Below are 23,435 nucleotides of genomic sequence, written 5' to 3'. Positions count from 1 at the left end.
TTTTGCAAAAATACTTGTTATTAGATTTTATTATATACCGTAATGACGGTTAGAAAGAGGAGACGAAAAAAATGAAACTTCTTAGTGTAGCTATACCTTGCTATAATTCTGCGGAGTATATGAATCACGCTATTGAAACACTTTTAACAGGTGGAAAAGAAATGGAGATTATCATTGTAGATGATGGTTCCAAAGATGATACCAGAAAGATTGCAGATGAATATGCTGCAAAATATCCTGATATTATTAAATCTGTTCATCAGGAAAATGGCGGTCATGGAGAAGCAGTAAATACCGGGTTGCTTCATGCTACTGGATTGTATTTTAAGGTTGTAGACAGTGATGATTGGGTTAATGAAGATGCCCTTCGCCAGGTGTTGGATAAATTACAGGAGCTGGCAGAAGATGGACAAAGTTTAGACCTTATGATTGCTAACTATGTTTATGAGAAACCAAGTATTAATAAACATAAAGTAATGGATTATAAAACTGCTTTGCCCAAAGGAAAAGTCTTTACGTGGAATGACATTATGCATTTTAAACAAAGTCAGTATATTATTATGCATGCAGCCATTTACCGCACAAAGTTATTAAAAGATTGTGGGTTAAAGCTGCCAAAGCATACCTTCTATGTGGATAACATATTTGTTTATCAGCCACTTCCATATGTCAAAACCATATATTATTTAGATGTGAATTTATATCGTTATTTTATCGGAAGAGAAGATCAATCTGTTAATGAGAAGGTTATGTTAAAACGTATCGACCAGCAGATTCGGATTACAAAGATTATGATTGAAAGTCATGATATGTCTCAGATTAAAAATAAAAAGTTAAGAAATTATATGATCAAATATTTATGTATGATGATGACAGTTTCATCTGTTTATCTAATAAGGGATAATACAAATGAAAGCTTGGCAAAAAAACAAGAGCTATGGGATTACCTGAAAAAAGCCGATAAAAAGTTATATAATCGAATTAACAATATGTTTTTAGGAAGGTCCATGAACTTACCAGGTAAGGCAGGAAGAAAAATAGTAGATATTGGATATAAAATTTCCAAAAAAATATATGGTTTCGGTTAATCCGAAACCATATATAATTAAAAGAAAGAACATCTGATATGCGAATTTAATTTTCAGAAAAAGTGGATTGTGCATATGCTTTATCTGCTTCTTTATGAGCAATTCTGTTACTGGCTATTACGTATACAAAGATATACATAACACCACTTAATGCAATACCGGTAATAACATCAAATGCAGAGTGTTGTTTTAAGAACATAGTTGAAAGACAAATTAATATCATCAAAATAAAAGATGACTTTTGAATCCATTTATGTTTCTTTAAGGCATTGCTTCGGTGTATAGCAATGTGGGCACCAATAGAGTTAAAAACATGTATACTGGGACAAACATTGGTGGAAGTATCTGTTGCATACAGCTTCCCTACAATCCGAATAAAGATATTGTCTCTAGGTATTTGTGATAAATCAGGACGAAGATTTTGTCCATTTGGCCAAATGGTATAAATAATTAAACAGATGGTCATACCTATAAATAAAAATGCAGCGCATTTATAAAAGTCTTCTTTATTTGTTAAAAAGAAATAAGTAATTGTTGCAAAGATATAGAGAAACCATAAATAATATGGAATTACAAACCATTCATTGAAAGGAATGTAGTCATCCAGCCATATCTTTACAGGTGTGTAATCTGTGGTTACTGCTCTTTCCAGAGCAAAGAACCATATAATGTATACAATAAAATAAGAGAATACCCAACCGTGTTTATATTTAGATAGTAATTCTTTCAAGTTAACCAACCTTTCTTTATTATTTTAAGGCTTTTCTGTTGTTCACTGGGATTATAGCACAAAGTGGGAATTCTCACAATATAAATAGTAAAGGTTAATATTAATGTAAGAAAAAGTTAAGAAAATCATTATTTATAGCGTTATTTTAACGCAGGAAGGGGTAATTTATGAAAAGAGTATTTTTAATTGTTTTAGATAGCTTTGGAGTAGGTGAAATGAAAGACTCAGCAGAATATGGTGATGCAGGCAGCAACACATTAAAAGCAGTAGCTTCCAATAAATATTTTAACACACCAAATATGGCTAAGTTAGGTTTGTTTAATTTAGATGGACTGGAAGGTTTAGAAAAGGAGAAGAATCTTATTGGGTCTTTTGCGCGCATGGCAGAAGCATCCAAAGGGAAAGATACTACTATCGGACACTGGGAAATTGCAGGTATTATTTCAAAAAATCCACTACCCACATTCCCGGATGGTTTCCCACAGGAATTATTGGATGAACTATCAAAACGTACCGGTCGCGGTATCATCTGCAATAAGCCGTATTCAGGAACAGAAGTAATTAAAGACTATGGCGAAGAGCATGTAAAAACAGGTGACTTAATCGTTTATACTTCAGCAGACAGTGTGCTTCAAATTGCAGCACATGAAGCAGTTATTCCAATTGAAGAGTTATACCGTTATTGTGATATTGCAAGAGAAATATGCCAGGGACCTTGGAGCGTGGGAAGAATAATAGCAAGACCATTTGAAGGAGAAGCCCCTAACTTTAAGAGAACTTCAAGACGTCATGACTATTCCCTGCTACCTCCCAAAGCAACTATGCTAGATGCGATTAAAGAGGCCAAAAAAGAAGTTTTAGCTGTTGGTAAGATCAATGATATATTTGCAGGAGCAGGTATCACAGATTCCGTTCGTACAGCCAATAATGCAGAAGGTATTGAGAGAACCATTGATTACATGAAGAGAGACTTTGAAGGCATATGTTTTACCAATTTGGTAGATTTTGATATGATTTACGGTCATCGCAACGATGTGGAAGGTTATGCAAAAGCATTAACTTATTTCGACGAACAAATGCCCCGAATTGTAGAATTATTGAAAGAGGATGATATTCTAATCCTTACTGCCGACCACGGCTGCGATCCAAGCACAGAATCCACGGACCACTCCAGAGAACATACTCCATGCTTAATCTACGGAAACCAAATAAAAGCCGGAGTAAACCTTGGAACCAGAGACACTTTCGCAGATATCGCAGCAACTATCCTGGAATACCTAAACATAAAAGGAGATGTAGCTGGTAAATCTTTCCTGAAAGATATATTAAAATAATAACTAAAATATAGCTTATTAACAATAGTACGCTTTGCCCACCATAAACCTATATTGGGCAAAGCGTCCTAATTTAATAAGCTAAATTTTATTTTGCCATATATTTAAGAGCTGATGCCGCTGCAACGCGGCCGAATACTACGATGTCTGCCACTGCATTACCGCCGATACGGTTTGCGCCGTGAACGCCTCCGGTAACTTCACCGGCAGCAAATAATCCGGGTATTGGAGTACCTGTTGTTGCTATAACTTCTGCACTGGTGTTAATTTCAACACCGCCCATGGTGTGATGTACGCCTGGAGCCACTTTAATTGCATAAAAGGGACCTGTGGTGATGTCGTTGTCCATTCCGGTTGTTCTGTCGAATTCTTTGTCGTTCTTGGCAGCAACTGCTTCATTCCAGGTCATTAAAGTTTCTGTCAGAGTAGCGGAATCGGCACCGATAAGGCCTGCCAGTTCTTCAATTGTGTCTGCCTGTTGGGTAATATTATTTTCTACATATTTTTCGATAGCGCTTAGATTATCACGTAAAAGCTGATCAAAAATAATATATGAATAATTTCCCTCTTGTTTAACGATAGCGTCGGATACTACGTCTCTGGTTAATAATTCATTAGTAAATCTTTTTCCTTCTTGATTTACTAATATAGCACCGCCACCACGTACGGATTCAGTGATCATAATACTTGTGGTCTGTTCTACAGTAGGGTGTGTCTGAATTTGTTCAATATCTACCAAATTAGCACCGATTGCTTCAGCCATGACAATTCCGTCTCCCGTTGCACCGGGAGTATTAGTGGTTACATAACCCTTTAATTCCGGTCTATACTTTGTATAAAGCTCCTCATTGGCACCAAAGCCACCAGTAGCCAATATAACCGCTTTTGCGTGAATGGTGTAATCAGCTTCCTTGCCTTCTGCTTTTATACCGGTAACGGCTCCATTTTCTGATAAAATCTCTGTTGCAGTTGTATTTAACATAACCTCAATACCTAAAGAATCCAGGTTATTACTGAATTTTTCTACTAAGTAAGCACCAACACCTGCTCCGCCTTCCGGTCTGTGAATACGTTTATTAGTTGCACCGCCGGAAAAGGATACCTCAGGCAGAGGTGCGCCGATGGAGTCTAGCCAGTCAATTGCATCTGCTGAATTTTCAGCCATAACAGTAACTAAATCTTTGTTGTTTACATTGTAACCGCCGGTCATAGTATCTTCAACAAATTGTTCTACTGTATCCTCTATTCCAAGTTTTGCCTGTACAGAGGTTTCTGCTGCATTCATGCCCCCTGTTGCTTTGATGGTATTACCGCCTACCATAGGCATCTTTTCTACAATGATAACGTTAATTCCAGCATTTTTTAAATCAATCGCCGCGGTCATTCCAGCACCGCCGGCACCTATTACTACTACATCGGTCTCAAGAATTTCTTCTTTTTTCTCAACTTCACCGGCTTCAACTGCTGTCAGAGCAGAAACGTCAACACCGCCACTTTCCAGTGCTTTTGTTACAGCTTCAATAATAGCATTACTGGATACCGTTGCACTTGTTACCGCATCAACATTAACGGTCTGTTTTTCTACCATAAGAGCTGGCAGAGTTTCAATTGCCACTGAACCGATTCCTTCGGTCTCACTGTCACCGACTACTGTAATTTCTTCAATTCTATCTGCTGACAACACAACAGTTGCCACGATATCGCCGCCGAAACCTTTGGCAGTACCTTCATAGGTACCTGGTTTAAATTTTCCTTCGGATGCCCCCGCTTCCTCAGTTGGAGTCTGACCTTGCTCTGTATTGGGAGTTTTCTCTTTTTTTCCACATGCTGCAAGAGAAAATACAAGTGTCAGAACCAAAAATAACGAAAATAATTTCTTCATTACATGTTCTCCTTCTTGGTTTGTTATTTTTTTATCATTCCATAATTCATTATAATAACTAATCCTGTATATAATCTGAATAATATCTTAATATTATGTCAGATTTATCAGTTTAGGTACAGTTCTTCTACCTTTGCTATTATATCAGCTTCAGAGATCGGTTTTATTAAATAAGCATCAATAATGCCTTTTTCTAAATATTCCTGCAATTCTTTTCCCGGATATCCTGTCATTAGAATTATCTTTATATAGGGATTTAGCTTTTTTATAATGGTGGATAATTCCACACCATTTACAACAGGCATAGAGTTATCTGTTAAAAGTATATCAAACTTATCTGTCGATTCTTTTAGTTTGGCGTATACGTTAGTAGGGTTTGTATAGCCTTCTACTATCCATTTAGTCTTTGTAAGTGCCTTTCTAATTGATTTTACGATATCTGGTTTATCGTCCAGAAGCATAATTCGATATTCTTTGTTCATAATACAATGATGGTTTTCTTTTTTCACCTTATTCTGCTCTAACTTCACTGCCTGAATGGGAAAGGTTAGTGTAAAGGCAGTTCCCTTTTCTGGCTCGCTTTCCACAAGTATTGTTCCCTCCATTCCTGTTACCAGCTTTTTAACTACCGGAAGCCCCAAGCCTGTTCCTTCACCCGGTTTTTTTGTTGTGTAAAAAGGTTCAAAGATATTTTCCATAGTTATTTTATCCATACCACAGCCATTATCTTCGATAAGAAGTGTAGCCTTGTTCTCTTTTTCGGTAAATGAAAGCAGTATTTTTCCACCATTTTCTTTCATAACCTGATAAGCATTAGTGCAAAGATTAATGATTATCTGATTTAAGGCACCGGGATTTCCAAGAATTAATATGGGTTCTTTACTTATATCGGATAGGAGTACTACCTCTTTGGGAATGAGTTTTTCGAACATTTTTATTGAGTTCTTCGTTGCCAATGCTGCATCAAATATCACTGGCTTTGCATCTGCATGTTCTACTCTTCCATAATTCAGTAATTGCTTTGATAATTCGGTACAGCGTTTGGCAGCAATGGCTATTTCCTCTACCTCTTCTTTTATTTCTTCTCCAGGCATCTGATTCTTAAGTAAATCGCAGTAAATCATAATAGGAGTCATCAGATTATTGAATTCATGGGCAATCGTGCCGGTTAGTATGCCAAGTGTTTGAAGCCGGTCATATTGCTCTACCTTTTCCTCCTGTTTCTTTAACCGGTAAGCTGCTTCGCTCAATTCTCTTTCATACATCCATTCCATATGCATGCGCTGGGCATTCTTTAATTCTTTGGTTATATAAAATATCAGGCTTGCGAAAAACAATACAAGAAGGATGCCTATCCCGATACTCATGCGAAGGGTCTTATGTAATATATCTGCTATCAGGGAGTACTCCATAATAACATTGACTATCCAAAAATCCTCCACAATAGAAACAGGGGTATATCCGATGATTTTTTTCGCCTTTCCGGCTTCTAAGTTATCCCACCAGTATGAAACTACCAGATCGCTTCCTGATTTTCCCTGTATCTGATTATCTACCAGCCGATTTACTTCTTCCTTGTCTAACTCCGGATATTGTTTTTTTCTATCCTCTCTTGAGTCAATGCCAATCTGGCTTTTGGTACCATGCATAAGAATAATGCCATTCCTGTCCTTAACGGTACAATACCCCTTTTCTCCTATCTGAATAGGGTAAAGAATTTCATCATATACTGTATTTAGATTTATACTAGCTTTTACAACTCCTAAAAATTTTTCTCCAAGGTATAAAGGTTTAAAAAGCTCCAATACATAAAAACCCTCTTCCTGATAGTTATAATTTCCATAAAAGGCATTACCATTTGTAGTGGGCGCCAATACCTGACTTTCCTTAAGAACTTCCTGGGTCAGGAAATCAATTTCATAGATATAAGCCTTCTCCTTTTGATAATATTGGTTTAAAATTGTCTCCATCTGTTTATTTAGAAGATTTTCATCTTCCATATATTGAACTACACCGTTAAAATACAAATCCATTCCATAGCGTTTCTCCCGGAAAAAGGTTTCAAGTCCTCTGGATGCAGTTTCTGCTGTGGTGATTATCTGTTCTTTCTGCTGTTTTATAATTTCATTCCGGTGAATATTAAAAGTCATAATAACTGAGGCTGTAATTATTATGGCTCCAAGTGTTGTAAAACATAACACCATACCTATCTTTTGCCGTGACAGATCTTTTAACATGAAAATTTCCCACTTTCTTCGGTAGTTATTAAAGTATAACATATATGTCGAACCTTGTAAAAATAAGAGATGACAAACTTCTCATCTAAAGCTATAATAAAATATTAAAGTGACTGTTGGCATTTATGCTTCCCAAAAACAGGAAGGAGGAAATACCTATGGCAGGTGAACATATTTTAGTTGCTGATGATGAAAAAGCAGTCCAGAAGGCTATCAAAGCCGCTTATAATAGCGAAAATATGGAAGCCACAATAGCTTCCGGGGGATGTGAAGCCTTATCCCTTATTAAAAAGTATAAATATGATTTGATATTGCTTGACATTTTAATGCCGGATATGGATGGTTTTGAGGTGATTCGAGCTATCCGAAGTCTGGAGATTTATACACCCATTATCCTTTTAAGCGGCAAATTAGAGGAATACAATAAAATTCTGGGTCTTGGACTTGGTGCAGATGACTATATTACAAAGCCTTTCAGCGTTGCCTTGCTCATCTCAAAATCAAAAGCACTTATCCGCAGAAATAATATATACAGCAATAAAACCCTTAAGGATTTAAGCATTGGTCCTTTTACCTTTTGCAAGAACTCCTACAGGGCGTACAAAAATGGAACTGAACTTCCTATGACAGCTAAGGAACTGGCACTTTTTAAATACTTTCTGGAAAATCCAAAGCAGGTATTTACAAAGGAACAGCTTTATCAGCAAATCTGGAACCATCATGTCATTGATGACAATACGATAATGGTTTATATTAAACGTCTTCGTAGTAAAATAGAAGACAATCCAAAACAACCTAAATATTTAAGAACTATATGGGGAATCGGTTATCAATTTGATTGTTAAAGGAACCGGTTCCTTTTATTTGTTTAAAAAGTCAACTACTGTCGAACGATTTTAGGTGTACAAGGTTTGCTATTAGCGGTACTTTACGGTATAATACTCACATCTGTTAATATGGAGGAAAGCAATGAATAGAATGAGATATCAGATATTACCATTGATTCTTACAATTGCTTTAAGTGTGTGCAGTTCCTCGGTCAGTGCTGCAGGACATCAAGATACAGAAACTCCGGATTTCATATTTTCATATCATGAAGATGAAGACTTTGCCTTGAAAATAAAGAATATGAATACCGGAAAGGAAGAACAACTAGATACACAGATTACATATACAGATAAAGTACTGAAAATTACTGGGTTAGAACCATTCTCTTTGGAAAAACTTCAAAATGGAACAACAGATTTAGAAATCTATTATACTTTGGCAGATACTCATGCAGGAGAAAAAACAATTGACTCTTTTGAAAAGCTGGAAAACAGGGAGAGTATTGCTGAAATAGGAGAAGTCCCCCTTACTCTTTCGGAAGATGAGCCTTACTGGAGAGTCTGTAATGAAAACGGCAGTTGGGGTATTGGTATCCGGGGAATAGGAATACCGGAAGTAATATATCAATTATTGCCGGAGAATATGAATTGTCTTAAGGGAATAAGTTATAACGGAATGCAGTCACAGGAAAGCTTAAAAGATAATGGAAAATACAAAAATAAAATTGTATTGACTCAACAGACACCTGAAGAAAAGCAGTCTGTTTTTTTAACGGACTTGAAATTACCTGAGAACATAATGGAGCAAATAACAGCTAATAAAATTAATCAAAGCAAGTTGGAGATTATGGCGAACTACAATTTTAAGATAAAGATTCCTTCTAAGGATAGGAATACGAATTTAAACCCCAATGAGATTGAAAATTCGTTATGGATAAATGGTAAAGTTACTATAAGATATACAGTTGATGTAAAACATGATATTTACGAATAAACGATTTAAGTAAAATGTTTAAATGAAAACGAAAAAGAGAAACAATTAAAAAAGTTTGCAGAAATAAACAGTTCGCAAAAGAACCGTTTAGATCATAAACAGGAAGTCTCTTAAGAAATCTCCTATTGAAGATGAATAAGAGGCTTTTTATTTTATTCATTAATATTTTTAATTCATACTATTCATATATGAAATTATGAAAATAATGATTGACAAATGGTAAATCATATGATAAATTAAATTTAGATAGAAATATATTAGAATGATTGGATAAAAAAGCTAGATAAATCCATCCTATAGAATGGCTATGATACAAAAATATACGCATTCATTTTAATATTATAAAAAATATTTTAAAGGAGAGTTGAGTTATGGCAAATATCGCAAAAAAAATTACAGATTTAATAGGTAACACTCCATTGATTGAACTTGGTAATTACAGCAAAGCAAATGATATAAAAGCAAATCTTATTGCTAAATTAGAGTACTTTAATCCGGCAGGAAGTGTAAAAGATAGAATTGCAAAAGGCATGATTGATGATGCAGAACAAAAAGGATTATTAAAACCGGGCGGAACTATTATTGAACCTACAAGTGGCAATACCGGTATTGGTCTTGCATCCGTAGCAGCAGCAAGAGGTTACAAGTTAATTATTACTATGCCTGAAACAATGAGTGTGGAAAGAAGAACATTATTAAAGGCTTATGGTGCGGAACTAGTATTAACAGAAGGCTCCAAAGGAATGAAGGGTGCTATTGCAAAAGCAGAGGAGATTGCCAAAGAAACACCGAATTCATTTATCCCTGCTCAATTCGACAATACTGCTAACCCTGCTGTGCATAGAGAAACAACCGGTCCGGAGATATGGAAGGATACCGACGGAAAGGTAGATATATTCGTTGCAGGTATTGGAACCGGCGGAACGATTACAGGTGTTGGAGAATTTTTAAAGAGTCAGAATCCTGATGTTAAAGTAATCGCTGTTGAACCTAGCGCATCTCCTGTTCTTTCCAAAGGAACTGCAGGCTCACATAAAATCCAGGGAATTGGTGCTGGTTTTGTTCCCAGCATACTGAATACAAATGTGTATGATGAAATCATAACAGTTGAAAATGATGACGCTTTTGCAATTGGTAAAGAATTAGCAAAGGAAGAGGGCTTCTTAGTAGGTATCTCCTCAGGTGCAGCAGTGTGGGCAGCAACCCAGGTAGCAAAACGTCCTGAAAATGAAGGAAAAACCATAGTGGTATTATTACCGGATACTGGAGACCGCTATTTATCAACACCATTATTTGCAGAATAAGTATGACGAACTATTAAAAATGTTTATTAATATAAAATAAATCACCAATTATAGTAATTATTAAAAGGGCTATTACAGTAATGTTGGCATTTCAAGAGGCTTTCTGTCTCTAAAGATGACAATTTTGTAATAGTCCTCTTGCATTGTATAAAACCCACAGTGTATAATTAGATAATATTACTAGAAAGGAAAAGAGAAAAAGCATGAAGAAAAAAGACCTGATTTTAGTAGGTGTCATATTGATAATAGCAATTGGCGCACTCATATTTATGAATTTAAATAAAAAAGAAGGAAGTACCGTTATTGTTAAAGTAGATGGTAAGGTATATAAAGAATTTCCATTGGATGTTGACGCTACATATGAAATAGAAGGAGCAAACGGCGGAACCAACCTGCTTGTTATTAAAGACGGTTATGCAGACATTACCGAGGCTTCCTGCCCTGATAAAGTTTGTGTGGACCAAAAGAAAATCGATAAAGATGGTGAAACCATTGTATGTCTGCCGAATAGAGTTGTTTTGGAAATAAACAGTAGTGAGAATAAAAATGAAATAGATGCCATTGCTAATTAAGATTACAAGCAAAAGATTTACTAAAAGGTTCTATAATTAATGTTGGGGTGTGCTTAAAACATACTTCCAACATTTTATTTTTTATATTAAACAAAGGCTGCAGCAAAATTGTCATTGTGATTCTTCGCCTATAGGGCTTAGAAGGACAACTTTGCGGCAGCCTTTTAAATATTGTATATTAAATATTATTTTGCAAGTACAAATTCTTTAATGAATTTTTGAGCTTCGTTGATTCCGTCCATAACTGCTTTAGAGGAAATCGTTGCTCCAGATATTGCTTCTACTTCAGTACCAGCTGCAGGTGCAACAGGTGCTTCAGGAGTTTCTTCTGCAGGAGCTTCTGATGCAGTTTCATCGGAGGAAGCCTTCACTAACGCTTCTTCAACTAAATTAACGAATTCACTTACATTGATACTAACACCTGCTACAGAATCAGTTTTACCACTTTCATCAAGAACAATACCTTTTGTAGATTGATTTTCGATAACATTGGCAGCTAAAGCATCTGCCTGCTCTTTCCATGTAGGGTTGCCTTCAACCATAACGTATTCACCAACGGAAGATAAGTAACTCTTATATTCGCCAGCGGTATCTCTGCCATCCCAAACAACGGAAGTGATTTTACCACCTTCAATTGTTAATGTTACAATGCTGGTATATCCCTGACTTTCTTTTCCTTCAACAGTATATGTACCATCTTTTATTGTCTTAGGAGAAGCTTGTGCTAAACATTTGGAAGCAAGATTAATAAAATCATTGATGGAAATACTAACGCCCGCTACCGCATCTGTTTTACCGCCTTCATCTACAGGAATATTGAAAGATTGATTTGCAACTGCATATTCAGCTAATGCAACTGCTTGTTCCTGCCATGTAGGACCGCCATCTGTCATGACATAACCACCGTCTGCTGATAATAAGCTCTTAAATTCTCCCTCTTCGTTATAAGCATCCCATATAACTTCTGTGATTTTGCCATCAGCAACTGTTAAACTAAGTGTACTTTTGAAGCCGCCTTTATCAAATTCCGCAGCTTCAGCAGTATAAGTTCCATCCGCTAAAGCGGTAGTGTCTACAACTGCTTCTTCCTGCTTGGTTTCCTGAGCAGTTTCACCGGCAGCAGGTGCTTTACCTGGTAAATATATTGGAGCTTTCACACCATTAAACTTACTTAAGAAGGTATCTTCCGTAACTCTACTTCCAAGACCCTCTGTTTCAGTTTGCTCTTTAACTACCACTGCGGAAATAGTATCGCCGGTTTTATCGAAGGTCACATCCATAACGATGTTTCCACCGAATCCTGGGCTTGCCACAGTTACTACATAACCGTCCTCGGTTTCGGATGCAGTTTGGATTTTGATATCTCCGCTTTCATAACCAGAAACATCAATTGCAGAACCTGCAGTTTCGGTATTACCATCGGTTGCTGTCTCTGTTTTTTCTTTCTTTGTTAATAAATTTACTCCGATTATTACAACAATAGCTAAAATTGTAACAATCACTAAGCCAATTATTCCATTGGTTTTTCCATTTTTCTTCATAACATACTCCTATCTGCCTTACGATGGCTGTAATTAATGTATTTCAATCTGGGATATTGTATCATATTTTTCCTATTTAGTAAATAGATATTGGGTGATTTGTGAGCGATTTAACAATATAAAACGCCATATTGAAAAACTTTGATAAATTTTATACGAACCTTGACAGTTCATTCTTGTTTTACTAAAATATCATTTATGAGTAATTTCAAAGACTATATAGATTCCTTTGGGTATTCGGGTTTGGGTAACATGATGATATGAAGGTTTTGTATTGAAATGCAGAATAAAAATAGCGTATACCTTAAGTAAATTAGGGGTTAGCAGGAAAGAGGAAATATGAGTAAAGAAAGTAAGAAAAAGTATTTGCCGGCGATTTTGTTAGGAATAGTATGTATTGTAGTGCTGGCAATTTATATTTTTATTTCTAATGGCAGAAATGATAAAAAAGTAATAGGAGAACCCATTCAAAAAAGTTCGTTTTTACTAAACACCATTGTTACAATTACCCTTTATGATTCTCAGGATGAAAGTATTATCGATGGAGCAATGGAGCTGATTGGGGAATATGAAAAGGTGTATAGCCGCACATTGAATACCAGTGAAGTATATAAGTTAAATCATGGGACTCTTGAAAAGGCAGAAGGCGAAAGTTATAGTTATAAAATATCGGATAAATTAGCAGATATATTGGAAAAAGGTTTATATTATAGTAACTTATCTGATGGTGGATTTGATATAACCATTGAACCGGTTACTTCACAGTGGGATTTTATATCGGAGAATGCGGTTATCCCGAAGAAAAATAAATTGGAAGCAGCCCTTCCTTTCATAAATTATAAAAATATGATTTTAGGAGATAATACAGTTACGTTTCGTAAAGAAGGAATGGGCATTGATTTGGGCGCTATTGCCAAAGGGTATATAGCGGACAGGGTAAAAGACTATCTACTGGATCAAGGTGTTAAAAGCGCCATGATCAACCTGGGAGGCAATGTGTTGGCGGTAGGAAAGAAACCAGACGGAGAAGCCTTTAAAGTTGGTATACAGAAACCATTTGCAGGAAGAAATGAGCTTGTTGCAGCTATGGAAATTGAAGATAAATCAGTAGTATCTTCTGGAATTTATGAACGCTACATTATGAAAGATGATAATTTTTATCACCATATTATTGATCCTTCTACCGGATATCCGTATAAAAGTGACCTGGTTGCGGTAACAATTGTTTCAAATGAATCGGTAGATGGGGATGGATTAAGTACCACTTGCTTTGCGTTAGGATTAGAAAAGGGTATGGAATTGATAGAAGGTTTGGAAGATACATATGCCGTTTTTATAACAGATGACTATGAACTTCACTATACAGAAGGATTTTTCGATAATATTAAAGTAACAGAAGTGAAAGAATAATAAGACTTAACTTATTATTAGGAAGGTTTTGAGTACACGCAGATTAAAGGAGCAGTTGAAATGGATATAGAAAAAAGAGTAGAAGAGTCACTAACAGAGCAGATTCAAATAGTTATGCCGGAGCATATTAATGGTTCAGGAAGATTATTTGGCGGTAAATTAATGGAATGGATTGATGTAGTATCAGGTGTTGTGGCAAGACGTCACTCTCAATATAATGTTACAACGGCTGCAGTTGATAACTTTCAGTTTAAAGCAGGGGCACATTTAAATGATACTTTGGTATTAATAGGACGCATTACTTACGTAGGAAATACTTCAATGGAAGTAAGAATAGATACTTATGTTGAAAGTATGGAGGGAATGAGAAAACCAATTAACAGAGCATACTTTGTAATGGTAGCCCTTGACGAAGAAGAAAAACCTGTAAAGGTACCAAGATTAATTGTGGAGACAGAAGCACAACGAGCTGAGTGGGAAGGTGGAAAAAAACGTACGGAATTGCGTAAATTAAGAAGAAGAGAAGGCTTTTAAGGAATAGATATTATAAAATTGTAATGGAATAAAGGCAAATCTGATTATGCATATCATTGGACAACCAAGCATATATTGAAGAAAACAGGCTTGGGGGACCAACAATGCAGCGATATATGGAAGAAAGGATATTGGAATTAGCCCATTATACAATTCAAACAAAAGCAACGGTGCGTGAAACGGCAAACAAATACGGTATCAGCAAATCTACGGTACATAAAGATTTGCAGGACAGACTTCCGTCGGTAAATAATCAATTGTATAAAGCTGTATGTGAAGTGCTTATGTTAAATAAATCGGAACGCCATATACGGGGCGGTATGGCAACACGGAATAAATATAAACATGGACTTGTATAAAACACATGTCATTCCAAATTAAAGGGCAGGGAATCTCAGAATGGTAAAAGGGATTCTTTGCCTTTTAAGCTTAGTATGACATATTTTTGTAGTTGCAAGTTGATATATTTTATAGTGCCCCTGCATACAATATAAAAACAAGTATAATAGGGGGATATCCTTTTGAAAGGCTATATAGAAGAACGAGCTGTGGAAATAGCAAACTATATAATCGAAAATAATGCAACGGTAAGACAAACAGCAAAGCAGTTTGGTATTTCTAAATCAACCGTACATACAGATGTAATAAAACAGAACGTTTATGAACAATAGAAAATAAAACGGCCATAAACAATAGATGTTGGAAATACCTAATGTCTATAACCGTATATGATAGCAAGAAGAATTAATTATTTCTTAAAGGAGGAATATAATCTCTATAAAAACAGAATGATAACTTTTAAAAGCCCTTATTTGTCTCATTCAGATATAAGGCTATTTTTTATATACTTTGTTCATGGGAAATATTATTCGAGACCGCTTCAAATTCAGTGTTTTGGAACTTTTGAGCCTTAATTATTTTATAAAATCCATGAACCACAGTCAAGGCTGAACCCCTTGCCTTGACAGCGTTTCATGGATTTTGTGTATTATCATTAAGCTCAAAATGGAGTATTCTGTAAAACGAGTTTACACGAAATAAGAAACGGAGCCTATTATTCAAATATTTATCAAATTTATTTACTGCATTGAGCAGTGTTTCCAGCTCCCCGGAAGCCAAAGAAGATTGTGTTGCATTTTCATTGCACAAATTAGCAGCAGATTCTGAATTGGCTGTGATTTCTTCTGTTACAGCAGAAAGACGGCTGATATTGTCTACAATATGGTTGTTTGAACTTAATAGGTTCTCAACCATTTCATTGATCTCATTAATAGTATGAGTGAGTTTATCCGTCATTTCTTCTACCTTTTTAAAACCGGAATCGGCAGAGCCAATCAATGAACTTTGTTCGCTGGTAACTCCAATAATTTGCTCAACAGAAGTTACCGCATTGGCTGCATTTACACTTAATTCGTTTAAAATTTCAGAAATACTTTCCGTAGATTTTCTTGTCTGGTCTGCAAGTAGGCGAATTTGTTCCGCTACCACCGCGAACCCCCTTCCGGCTTCACCTGCTCTTGCACTTTCAATGGAAGCATTTAAAGCAAGTAAATTGGTTTGACTGGAAATATCATAAATAAGGGATGTAATATTCTGAACTTCTGCGGTTTTATCTCTAAGGTGATTCATGGTGACGATAACGTTCTTATTTATATCATCCACAGTAACAGATTGTGTTTCAAGCCGGTTGATAATACCAATACCATCCATCAAAGATTTTTGTGACTCGTTGGCTATTTGAACCATGAGTTCTGATTTTTGCGTAATATTTTCAATAGATTCTTGAATGGCTGTAGTCATATTAGTTTGCTTCTCAATGCTTTCTGCATTTTCCTGAGTCCCTGTGGCAATCTCATTCACAGCGGAATCGATAACCTGGCTGGACTTGTAAATTTCTTTTATAATGTCCGATACCTGATTGGAGCTGGCCGCAACAGTATTGGCAATATCCAGTATATCATCTATCATATCTTTCTGAACTGCTTTTTCCTTTGTTAATTCCTCTATAGATCTTTTGCTGAAATACTTATTTATGGAAGTAGCTTTTATAACGGAATAACTAAAAATGATTACAGCACCAATTTGTACGGAATAGCTGCTATTATCAACTGATGAAGATTGATTCAAAATCATAATTTTATATACTATTTCTCCCACAGACAATAAAGTCATTGCTGCTGACGAAATATAAATTAATTTAAGATCTCCATACAGAATGAATACAAGCAGTAAAGGGAAAAGGTAAGTAAAAGCAGAATGGGTTGAACTTGAAAATAAAGCAACGCCATAGGTAATTAAATATGTACCAAGAAAAACATAAGGATTTTTATTAGATGATTTGTTTTTAAAATAAAAAACAAAATCTATTATTAATCCGATTAATATGACTAAAGATAACATAAGAACATAAAAAAATGAGCGTGTTCCTTTTAAGACTTCAATAAAATAGCCAATTATTAGGGCTGATGACATGGCAGTTAAGATCTTCATTACAATAGAATTAATAACGGCCGTCTGACTAAGAAGATTATTGATTTTTTTGTTCACCATAGTTGTAGACTCCTTTGCAATATCCACCATTATACAATAAGTTGGTAAAAAAGCAAATAATTTTTATGAGACGGTTGTATAGTATATGACAAATAATTGAGTGACAAAAATTTTGAAATATATTAAAAAAGCAAAAACATGTCTTATAAAGTCTGAACTTTTTACACTTTTTATGCAATTTTAATAATTTTAATAATTAATATATAAAAATGCTACACAAATTGTTTAATATGATGTATAATAAAGGTAAGACCTTAGACAAGTGCTGTTTAAAATGTATTAAAATAATTACATAATTCAAAAGAAGTATAATGATTTACCAGTTTTTAAAGTTTCCATATCTCTTCTATTTTTTATTAACGCCTTAAGAAACAAATATTGATTGATTTTATAAGAAAAAAAGGTATAATAAGACTGTTATTAAAAAAATGCAATTTTATAAGATATTTATAAGATGTACTAATCAATGAAATTAAGAGAGCTAATATTCTCTTAAATATAATAAGCAAGAAAAAAGGAGATTATCTATGGAAAAATTCTTTAAGCTCAAAGAAAACAAAACGAATGTAAGAACGGAGGTATTGGCCGGAATAACGACATTTATGACAATGGCGTACATCCTGGCTGTTAATCCGACAACCATGACAGCATTCAATGACATTCTTGGACTTGAGGGGTCAGCAAGAATGAATCCCAATGGTGTTTTCATGGCAACTGCTATATCCGCATGTATTGGTTCTTTATTAATGGCCCTTTTGGCAAATTATCCTTTTGCGTTAGCGCCAGGTATGGGATTGAATGCTTACTTTGCTTATACGGTAGTTCTTAAAATGGGTTACCCATGGCAAGTGGCATTAACAGCTGTATTTGTGGAAGGTATTATCTTTATTCTTCTTTCACTTACAAGCGTACGTGAAGCAATTTTTAATTGTATTCCTACAACTTTAAAGTTTGCGGTTAGTAGTGGTATTGGTTTATTTATAGCATTCATCGGATTACAGAATGGAGGCATTGTAGAACAAAATTCTGCTACATTGGTTCAGTTTCATGCATTCCATGTAGATGAAGTAACGGATATAACAAGGACTGCTAATGTTGGTGTTATACTTGCTATCCTAGGTGTTATCATTACTGCTATTCTTTTAATTAATAAAGTAAAGGGTGGTATATTATTTGGTATTCTTATAACCTGGGTACTTGGAATCATTTGTCAGCTAACAGGTCTTTATGTTGTTGATCCAGCTGCCGGATTTTATTCCTTACTTCCTAGTTTTTCATCAGGTTTTGATTTTGCAGCACTAGGCGATGTAGCTTTTAAGCTTGATTTTTCAGGTATTTTCTCTCTTGATTTTGTAGTTGTTATGTTTGCATTTTTATTTGTGGATATGTTTGATACTCTTGGAACATTAATTGGTGTTTCTGCTAAGGCTGATATGTTAGACAAAGATGGAAAGCTGCCTCGTATTAAAGGAGCTCTTCTTGCCGATGCTATCGGAACAGTAGGTGGTTCTTTACTTGGTACATCTACAGTTACAACTTATGTAGAAAGTGCTACTGGAGTTTCTGAAGGTGGTAGAACCGGTTTAACAGCACTAACAACAGCTATTTTATTCGGTCTTTCCGTATTCTTATCTCCAATATTTTTAGCAATTCCTGCATTTGCAACAGCACCTGCTCTTATTATTGTAGGATTCTATATGATGGGTTCAATTGCACATATTAATTTTGAAGATATGTCAGAAGCAATCCCTGCTTTTATCTGTATCATTGCTATGCCATTTACTTACAGTATTTCCGAAGGTATCTCTTTTGGTGTTATTTCTTACGTTCTAGTTAACTTAATTACAGGTAAGGCAAAAGAAAAGAAAATCAGCCTTGTTATGTATATACTGACCGTATTATTCATATTAAAGTATATATTATTATAAATAATTTAGAAATTACATCTTTACATATTTAAAAAAGTACCTATAGGACAAACATTAGAAAAATGTTTGCTCTATAGGTACTTTTTTGTATTCATAAAAGTAGTTGACAACTACCATATGCCATTGTATAATTTCGTTAATTTAATAATTCCTACTAGTTAAGTATAAATAGTAGGAATATAAAATAATGCATCGAATATAATAAAAGCAGATCAATGCTAATATTATGTAAAAAGAGAAAGAAAGGTACTATAGTTATGGATTGGTCGTACATAGGGAGAGAGTTACCCCGTTATATAGAAGCAGGCTTAGTTACATTAAAGATAGGATTTTGGGGGATTCTTGCAGCTGTAATTACAGGTTTGGTATGTTGTTTTGTATTGTATTACAAAATAGTTATATTACAAAATATTGTTAAAGTTTACGTAGAGCTATCCAGAAACACACCACTTTTGATTCAGGTGTTTTTCTTATATTTTGGGCTTCCTCAAGTAGGAATCAAACTAAGCGGAACGGCATGTGCCATCATTGCTCTTGGTTTTCTGGGAGGAAGTTATATGGCAGAGGCCTTTCGAGGGGGATTGGAAGCAGTCCGCAATTCCCAGATTGAGACTGGATTAAGCATTGGACTGGATAGGAGGCAAATGATGCAATATGTGATTCTGCCCCAGGCTATATCTATTTCCATGCCTCAGGTTAGTGCAAATTTTATTTTTTTACTGAAAGAGACCTCCATATTAAGTGCCATTGCAATTCCGGAGCTATTGCATGTGACACAACGTTTAATTGGTCTGTATTATAAGACAAATGAGTCTCTTTTACTTTTAACTGTAAGCTATCTGGTTATTATACTGCCCCTGTCCATACTATTAAGTTATATAGAAAGAAGGTTACGTCATGCAGAATTCGGGAATTAATGTGATATTTAATAATATTGGCATATTGCTTGACGGCCTTGGCAATACTTTGCTGATTGCGGTAGTTTCTTTGTTTATTTCCTTTTTTACAGGTTTTGGGTTCGGACTTTTAAGAATGTCTAAAAATAGAATTGTAAAAACACTTACATATATTTACCTTGAGGCCTTTCGTATTATACCCATTATGGTTTGGTTGTTTTCTTTTTTCTTCTTCATACCAAGAACTCTGGGATTGGATATATCTGGAGAAGTTGCTGCCATCGTAGTATTTACCATGTGGGGAACAGCGGAGATGGGGGACATTGTAAGAGGAGCACTGGAATCTTTATCAAAAGGGCAAATTGAAAGCGGATTATCCATAGGGTTATCCAAATTACAGTTATTCTTTTATATTCAATTTCCCCAAGCCATTAAGCGTATTGTTCCGGGAGCAATCAGCCTTGGAACCAGAATGATAAAAACTACTTCCTTGGTGGTACTAATTGGCGTAATTGATGTAATCGCAAGAGGAAAACAGGTTATAGAAAGAACCAAGGAAGCCTTTTGGATATATGGTTTTCTCTTTCTTCTATTCTTTCTAATGTGTTATCCTCTGTCCATTATGGCAAGAAAGCTTGAAAGAAAATGGGAAAGTTGAGGAGAATATATGAACAATGAAGAAATCGTACTTAAAATAAAAGATTTGCATAAAAACTTTGATGAAAGAAATGTATTAAATGGCTTAGACTTTACCCTTCATAAAGGAGAAGTAGTCGTTATTATAGGTCCTTCCGGATGCGGCAAATCCACCCTGCTGCGCTGTATTAACGGACTTGAGAAAATAGATGGGGGAGACATTCTTTTAGAAGGCACCAGTATCTATGATAAAAACATAAAAATGCGCCAGGTAAGACAAAAAGTAGGAATGGTATTTCAAAGTTATGATTTATTTAGTCATATGACCGTAATGGAAAATATTCTGCTAGGCCCTTTGAAAGTACAAAAGCGGGAGAAACAGGAGGTAATAGAACTTGCCAGAGAACTATTGAAAAAGGTAGGACTTAGCGATCGGGAAAATGATTATCCAAGGCAATTATCCGGTGGACAGAAGCAAAGGATTGCTATTGTACGCTCGCTGTGTATGAACCCGGATGTTGTACTTTTTGATGAAGTAACCGCAGCTTTGGATCCGGAGATGGTTCGGGAAGTATTGGATGTGATACTTGATTTGGCAAAGCAGGGTCTGACTATGATTATTGTGACTCATGAAATGCATTTTGCCAAAGCAGTATCAGACCGTATTCTGTTTATGGATTATGGGAAAATAGTGGAAGAAGGGGAACCGGAAGCCTTTTTCGGAAATCCGAATACAGAACGGGCAAAGCAATTTTTAAATAAATTTGAATATTAATAGTAGTTACCAAGTAATTCTTGGTTTCCTATAAAAAATAATGAAAAGGGAGAATACAGATTATGAAAAAAATGAAAAAAGGATATCTTATTATACTTGCAGTATTGACACTGGTTATTGGCTTAACCGGATGTGGAAAGAAAAACAGCACAGTAAGCGGAGAGGGAACGAAGGGGAAAATTGAAAAAATTAAAGAAGCCGATGTAGTAAAAATAGGGGTATTTGGTGATAAACCACCTTTCGGCTATGTTGCAGAAGATGGAAGTAATGTTGGATATGATGTATATCTGGGACGTCAGATTGCCAAAGATCTGCTTGGAGATGAATCAAAAGTAGAGTTTGTACTGCTGGAAGCGGCTAACCGTATCGAATATCTGAAATCAAAAAAAGTAGATATTGTATTGGCAAACTTTACTGTAACAGATGAAAGAAAAGAACAGGTTAATTTTGCAGAACCTTATATGAAAGTAGCGCTTGGTGTAGTTGCTCCGGAAGACAGCCCAATTACATCTGTAGAGGATTTAAAGGGTAAAACTTTAATCGTGAATAAGGGAACCACTGCAGAATTGTATTTTACAGAAAACTATCCCGATATTAAGTTATTAGCTTATGACGAAAATACTGAAACATTTCAGGCCTTGGTAGATGGAAGAGGATATGCATTAGCACATGATAATACCTTGCTGTTTGCCTGGTCATATGAAAATAAAGGATATAAGATTGTAGACGGTAATATTGGAAGTCAGGATACCATTGCACCTGCAGTAAATAAAGACGATACAGATTTGCTGGAATGGCTGAATAATGAAATAAAGACACTGACAGCAGATGGATTCTTTAAGGAAGCATATGATACAGAATTAAAAGATCATTTTAGCCCGGATACAAATCCCAGTGATGTAATATTTGAATAGTAAGATTCGTATAAATTTATTAAAAGTAAAAATATAAGTGTCAAAGATAATAAGTATAAAAGATGATAAGTATAAAGCTACAAAAAGTATAAAGCTATAAAAAGTATAAGTTATAAAAAGTATAAGTTATAAAATATAAAGTTATAAAAATCATACTAGAAAATCCCTGGTTTAAAAAGTTGTATAAACCGGGGATTTTTCTATGGGATTGAAGAATTCTTTAAATACATAAGGGGAACATCGATAGTCAGTTTTGATAGGGTGTCTTACCTCTTTTTATGTTGCGTATTCTAATATTATTATTATAATTTCTTAACAGGAATATAAATTTCCATAACAGTGTCTTGTCTATGGTGACAGCGTTCATCATAGAATTCAAAGTCAAGTTTACTTTCATCGTAAATATATCCGCTGTCTTGAAACCAATCTTCAAAAATATATTTCCATGTGCCTGTAATAATTTTTGAAAACTCATTTTGGTCTTTGTCTTTGGAGGTATCAACTGGCGGGGTTGTAAAAACCGCATATTCTGCTTCCGGAACTTCTACAGTCAGCATATCTTCTTCTACCTTTGAAAAATAATCAACAATTACACCCAGAAGATATATTGCATTTCCAGATTCAGATAAAGGAACACATAATCCTACTTCTCCATGTTTAGGAGGATTTAGAATCTGGTACATCTTGCTTTCTAAATTTTCACCATTATAATTGCTCCAGAAAGACGCAATATCTTTTGTATAAGTGGTGCCGGTAATATTGGTCTTTATTCCGTAACCGGCAACCTTAAATGCAGGCTTTTTTACAATAACAGGGTTCATAATATAACCTCCCATTTCCAACGTTGTTTTTCTGTCCCCATACCCAGCCATACGTGCTGTATATTGCGTGGGGCTGTAACCAAAAGCTTTGCGAAAAGCTTTTGTAAAGCCACTGGGTGTTTCGAATCCATAATCCATAGCAATATCAATGATCTTTCTGCCTTTGAATAATTCTGCGGCGGCTAAAGACAATTTACGCCCTCGAATGTATTCCATAACAGACACACCCCTGCATAAACTAAAGACTCTGCAAAAGTGATAAAGAGAGTAACCGGCGTGATCGGCAACTTCTTCAAGGGTAATGTTTTCTTTTATATGGTCTTCAATGAATTGAAGACTTTTCTCCATATCTTTTCTGTAATTCAATGTTCACCTCCGTCTGACCTTTTCATAGGTTAGCTTTATTATATCAACAACTTTAAAAGAAGACTATTCCTGTCTTGCTAAAGATTCATGAATAAG

At 35.2% G+C, this 23,435-nt stretch carries 20 protein-coding genes and 1 pseudogene; 15 read left to right on the top strand and 6 right to left on the bottom strand.

All coding sequences use genetic code 11. The annotated features are described in order from the left end of the window. Nucleotides 1-71 precede the first annotated feature (71 nt). Nucleotides 72-1,088 (top strand): glycosyltransferase family 2 protein, encoded by a 1,017-nt coding sequence (locus RT261_RS12380; RefSeq protein WP_313132891.1) that lies wholly within the window; start codon nt 72-74, stop codon nt 1,086-1,088. Nucleotides 1,089-1,134: 46 nt separating this feature from the next. Here RT261_RS12380 and RT261_RS12375 read toward each other — a convergent pair whose 3' ends face one another. Continuing rightward, nucleotides 1,135-1,818 (bottom strand): phosphatase PAP2 family protein, encoded by a 684-nt coding sequence (locus tag RT261_RS12375; RefSeq protein ID WP_313132890.1) that lies wholly within the window; start codon nt 1,816-1,818, stop codon nt 1,135-1,137. Nucleotides 1,819-1,985: 167 nt separating this feature from the next. Here RT261_RS12375 and RT261_RS12370 point away from each other — a divergent pair, with 167 nt between their 5' ends. Then, nucleotides 1,986-3,152 carry a phosphopentomutase gene (locus tag RT261_RS12370; protein ID WP_313132888.1) on the top strand — a complete coding sequence of 389 codons (1,167 nt, stop codon included), beginning with the start codon at nt 1,986-1,988 and terminating at the stop codon, nt 3,150-3,152. 88 nt (nt 3,153-3,240) lie between these two features. Here RT261_RS12370 and RT261_RS12365 read toward each other — a convergent pair whose 3' ends face one another. After that, nucleotides 3,241-5,034, bottom strand: a complete 1,794-nt coding sequence (locus tag RT261_RS12365; protein WP_313132886.1) for a flavocytochrome c — start codon at nt 5,032-5,034, stop codon at nt 3,241-3,243. 107 nt (nt 5,035-5,141) lie between these two features. Next, nucleotides 5,142-7,271, bottom strand: a complete 2,130-nt coding sequence (locus tag RT261_RS12360; RefSeq protein WP_313132885.1) for an ATP-binding protein — start codon at nt 7,269-7,271, stop codon at nt 5,142-5,144. Between the two features lie 158 nt (nt 7,272-7,429). On the opposite strand from RT261_RS12360, the gene RT261_RS12355 reads away from it, so the two are divergent. The 4 genes from RT261_RS12355 to RT261_RS12340 all read left to right on the top strand — a co-directional run bounded on the left by RT261_RS12355 (nt 7,430) and on the right by RT261_RS12340 (nt 10,968). Continuing rightward, entirely contained in the window at nt 7,430-8,116 is a 687-nt protein-coding gene (locus RT261_RS12355) for a response regulator transcription factor (RefSeq protein WP_313132882.1), read from the top strand. Nucleotides 8,117-8,240: 124 nt separating this feature from the next. Continuing rightward, nucleotides 8,241-9,092, top strand: coding sequence for a hypothetical protein (locus RT261_RS12350; RefSeq protein ID WP_313132881.1), 852 nt, complete (start codon nt 8,241-8,243; stop codon nt 9,090-9,092). Nucleotides 9,093-9,463: 371 nt separating this feature from the next. After that, a complete protein-coding gene (gene cysK, locus RT261_RS12345) occupies nt 9,464-10,396 on the top strand; it encodes a cysteine synthase A (RefSeq protein ID WP_313132879.1) in 933 nt (310 codons plus the stop codon). 203 nt (nt 10,397-10,599) lie between these two features. After that, nucleotides 10,600-10,968, top strand: a complete 369-nt coding sequence (locus RT261_RS12340; RefSeq protein ID WP_313132878.1) for a NusG domain II-containing protein — start codon at nt 10,600-10,602, stop codon at nt 10,966-10,968. 185 nt (nt 10,969-11,153) lie between these two features. Here RT261_RS12340 and RT261_RS12335 read toward each other — a convergent pair whose 3' ends face one another. Continuing rightward, nucleotides 11,154-12,509 carry an FMN-binding protein gene (locus tag RT261_RS12335; protein WP_313132876.1) on the bottom strand — a complete coding sequence of 452 codons (1,356 nt, stop codon included), beginning with the start codon at nt 12,507-12,509 and terminating at the stop codon, nt 11,154-11,156. A 339-nt stretch (nt 12,510-12,848) separates the two neighbouring features. Here RT261_RS12335 and RT261_RS12330 point away from each other — a divergent pair, with 339 nt between their 5' ends. The 4 genes and pseudogenes from RT261_RS12330 to RT261_RS12315 all read left to right on the top strand — a co-directional run. Next, on the top strand, nt 12,849-13,919 hold the full coding sequence (locus RT261_RS12330) for an FAD:protein FMN transferase (RefSeq protein WP_313132875.1): 1,071 nt from the start codon (nt 12,849-12,851) through the stop codon (nt 13,917-13,919). 60 nt (nt 13,920-13,979) lie between these two features. Next, nucleotides 13,980-14,453 (top strand): acyl-CoA thioesterase, encoded by a 474-nt coding sequence (locus RT261_RS12325; RefSeq protein WP_313132874.1) that lies wholly within the window; start codon nt 13,980-13,982, stop codon nt 14,451-14,453. A 104-nt stretch (nt 14,454-14,557) separates the two neighbouring features. Continuing rightward, on the top strand, nt 14,558-14,812 hold the full coding sequence (gene spoIIID / locus RT261_RS12320; RefSeq protein WP_313132873.1) for a sporulation transcriptional regulator SpoIIID: 255 nt from the start codon (nt 14,558-14,560) through the stop codon (nt 14,810-14,812). Between the two features lie 162 nt (nt 14,813-14,974). Further along, nucleotides 14,975-15,097 (top strand): annotated as a pseudogene (locus RT261_RS12315) (sporulation transcriptional regulator SpoIIID); the annotation flags it as partial. 328 nt (nt 15,098-15,425) lie between these two features. Here the strand turns inward: RT261_RS12315 and RT261_RS12310 are convergent. Continuing rightward, complete coding sequence (locus RT261_RS12310) at nt 15,426-17,003, bottom strand: methyl-accepting chemotaxis protein (RefSeq protein WP_313132872.1); 1,578 nt, start codon at nt 17,001-17,003, stop codon at nt 15,426-15,428. A gap of 527 nt (nt 17,004-17,530) precedes the next feature. Here RT261_RS12310 and RT261_RS12305 point away from each other — a divergent pair. The 5 genes from RT261_RS12305 (at nt 17,531) to RT261_RS12285 (ending at nt 22,152) form a co-directional block, all read left to right on the top strand. Then, entirely contained in the window at nt 17,531-18,931 is a 1,401-nt protein-coding gene (locus RT261_RS12305) for an NCS2 family permease (RefSeq protein WP_313132870.1), read from the top strand. 257 nt (nt 18,932-19,188) lie between these two features. Further along, the gene (locus RT261_RS12300; protein ID WP_334308250.1) at nt 19,189-19,848 is read left to right on the top strand and encodes an amino acid ABC transporter permease; all 660 of its coding nucleotides are present in this window, start codon (nt 19,189-19,191) and stop codon (nt 19,846-19,848) included. Further along, nucleotides 19,829-20,485 (top strand): amino acid ABC transporter permease, encoded by a 657-nt coding sequence (locus tag RT261_RS12295; RefSeq protein ID WP_313132869.1) that lies wholly within the window; start codon nt 19,829-19,831, stop codon nt 20,483-20,485. Before RT261_RS12300 ends, RT261_RS12295 begins: the two co-directional genes overlap by 20 nt. Nucleotides 20,486-20,494: 9 nt before the next feature. Continuing rightward, nucleotides 20,495-21,238: an amino acid ABC transporter ATP-binding protein gene (locus RT261_RS12290; protein ID WP_313132868.1), complete on the top strand. Its 744-nt coding sequence runs from the start codon at nt 20,495-20,497 to the stop codon at nt 21,236-21,238. A gap of 62 nt (nt 21,239-21,300) precedes the next feature. Continuing rightward, nucleotides 21,301-22,152 carry a cysteine ABC transporter substrate-binding protein gene (locus RT261_RS12285; protein WP_331665478.1) on the top strand — a complete coding sequence of 284 codons (852 nt, stop codon included), beginning with the start codon at nt 21,301-21,303 and terminating at the stop codon, nt 22,150-22,152. Nucleotides 22,153-22,454: 302 nt separating this feature from the next. On the opposite strand, the gene RT261_RS12280 is transcribed toward RT261_RS12285, so the two are convergent. After that, nucleotides 22,455-23,339, bottom strand: a complete 885-nt coding sequence (locus RT261_RS12280) for an AraC family transcriptional regulator (RefSeq protein WP_313132866.1) — start codon at nt 23,337-23,339, stop codon at nt 22,455-22,457. Nucleotides 23,340-23,435: the final 96 nt, after the last annotated feature.

Origin of the sequence: Anaerocolumna sp. (assembly GCF_032079385.1) — a bacterium.
Lineage (GTDB): Bacteria > Bacillota > Clostridia > Lachnospirales > Lachnospiraceae > Anaerocolumna.
Note: the sequence above shows the minus strand (reverse complement) of the source record. Positions and strands in the feature narration are given on the sequence as shown.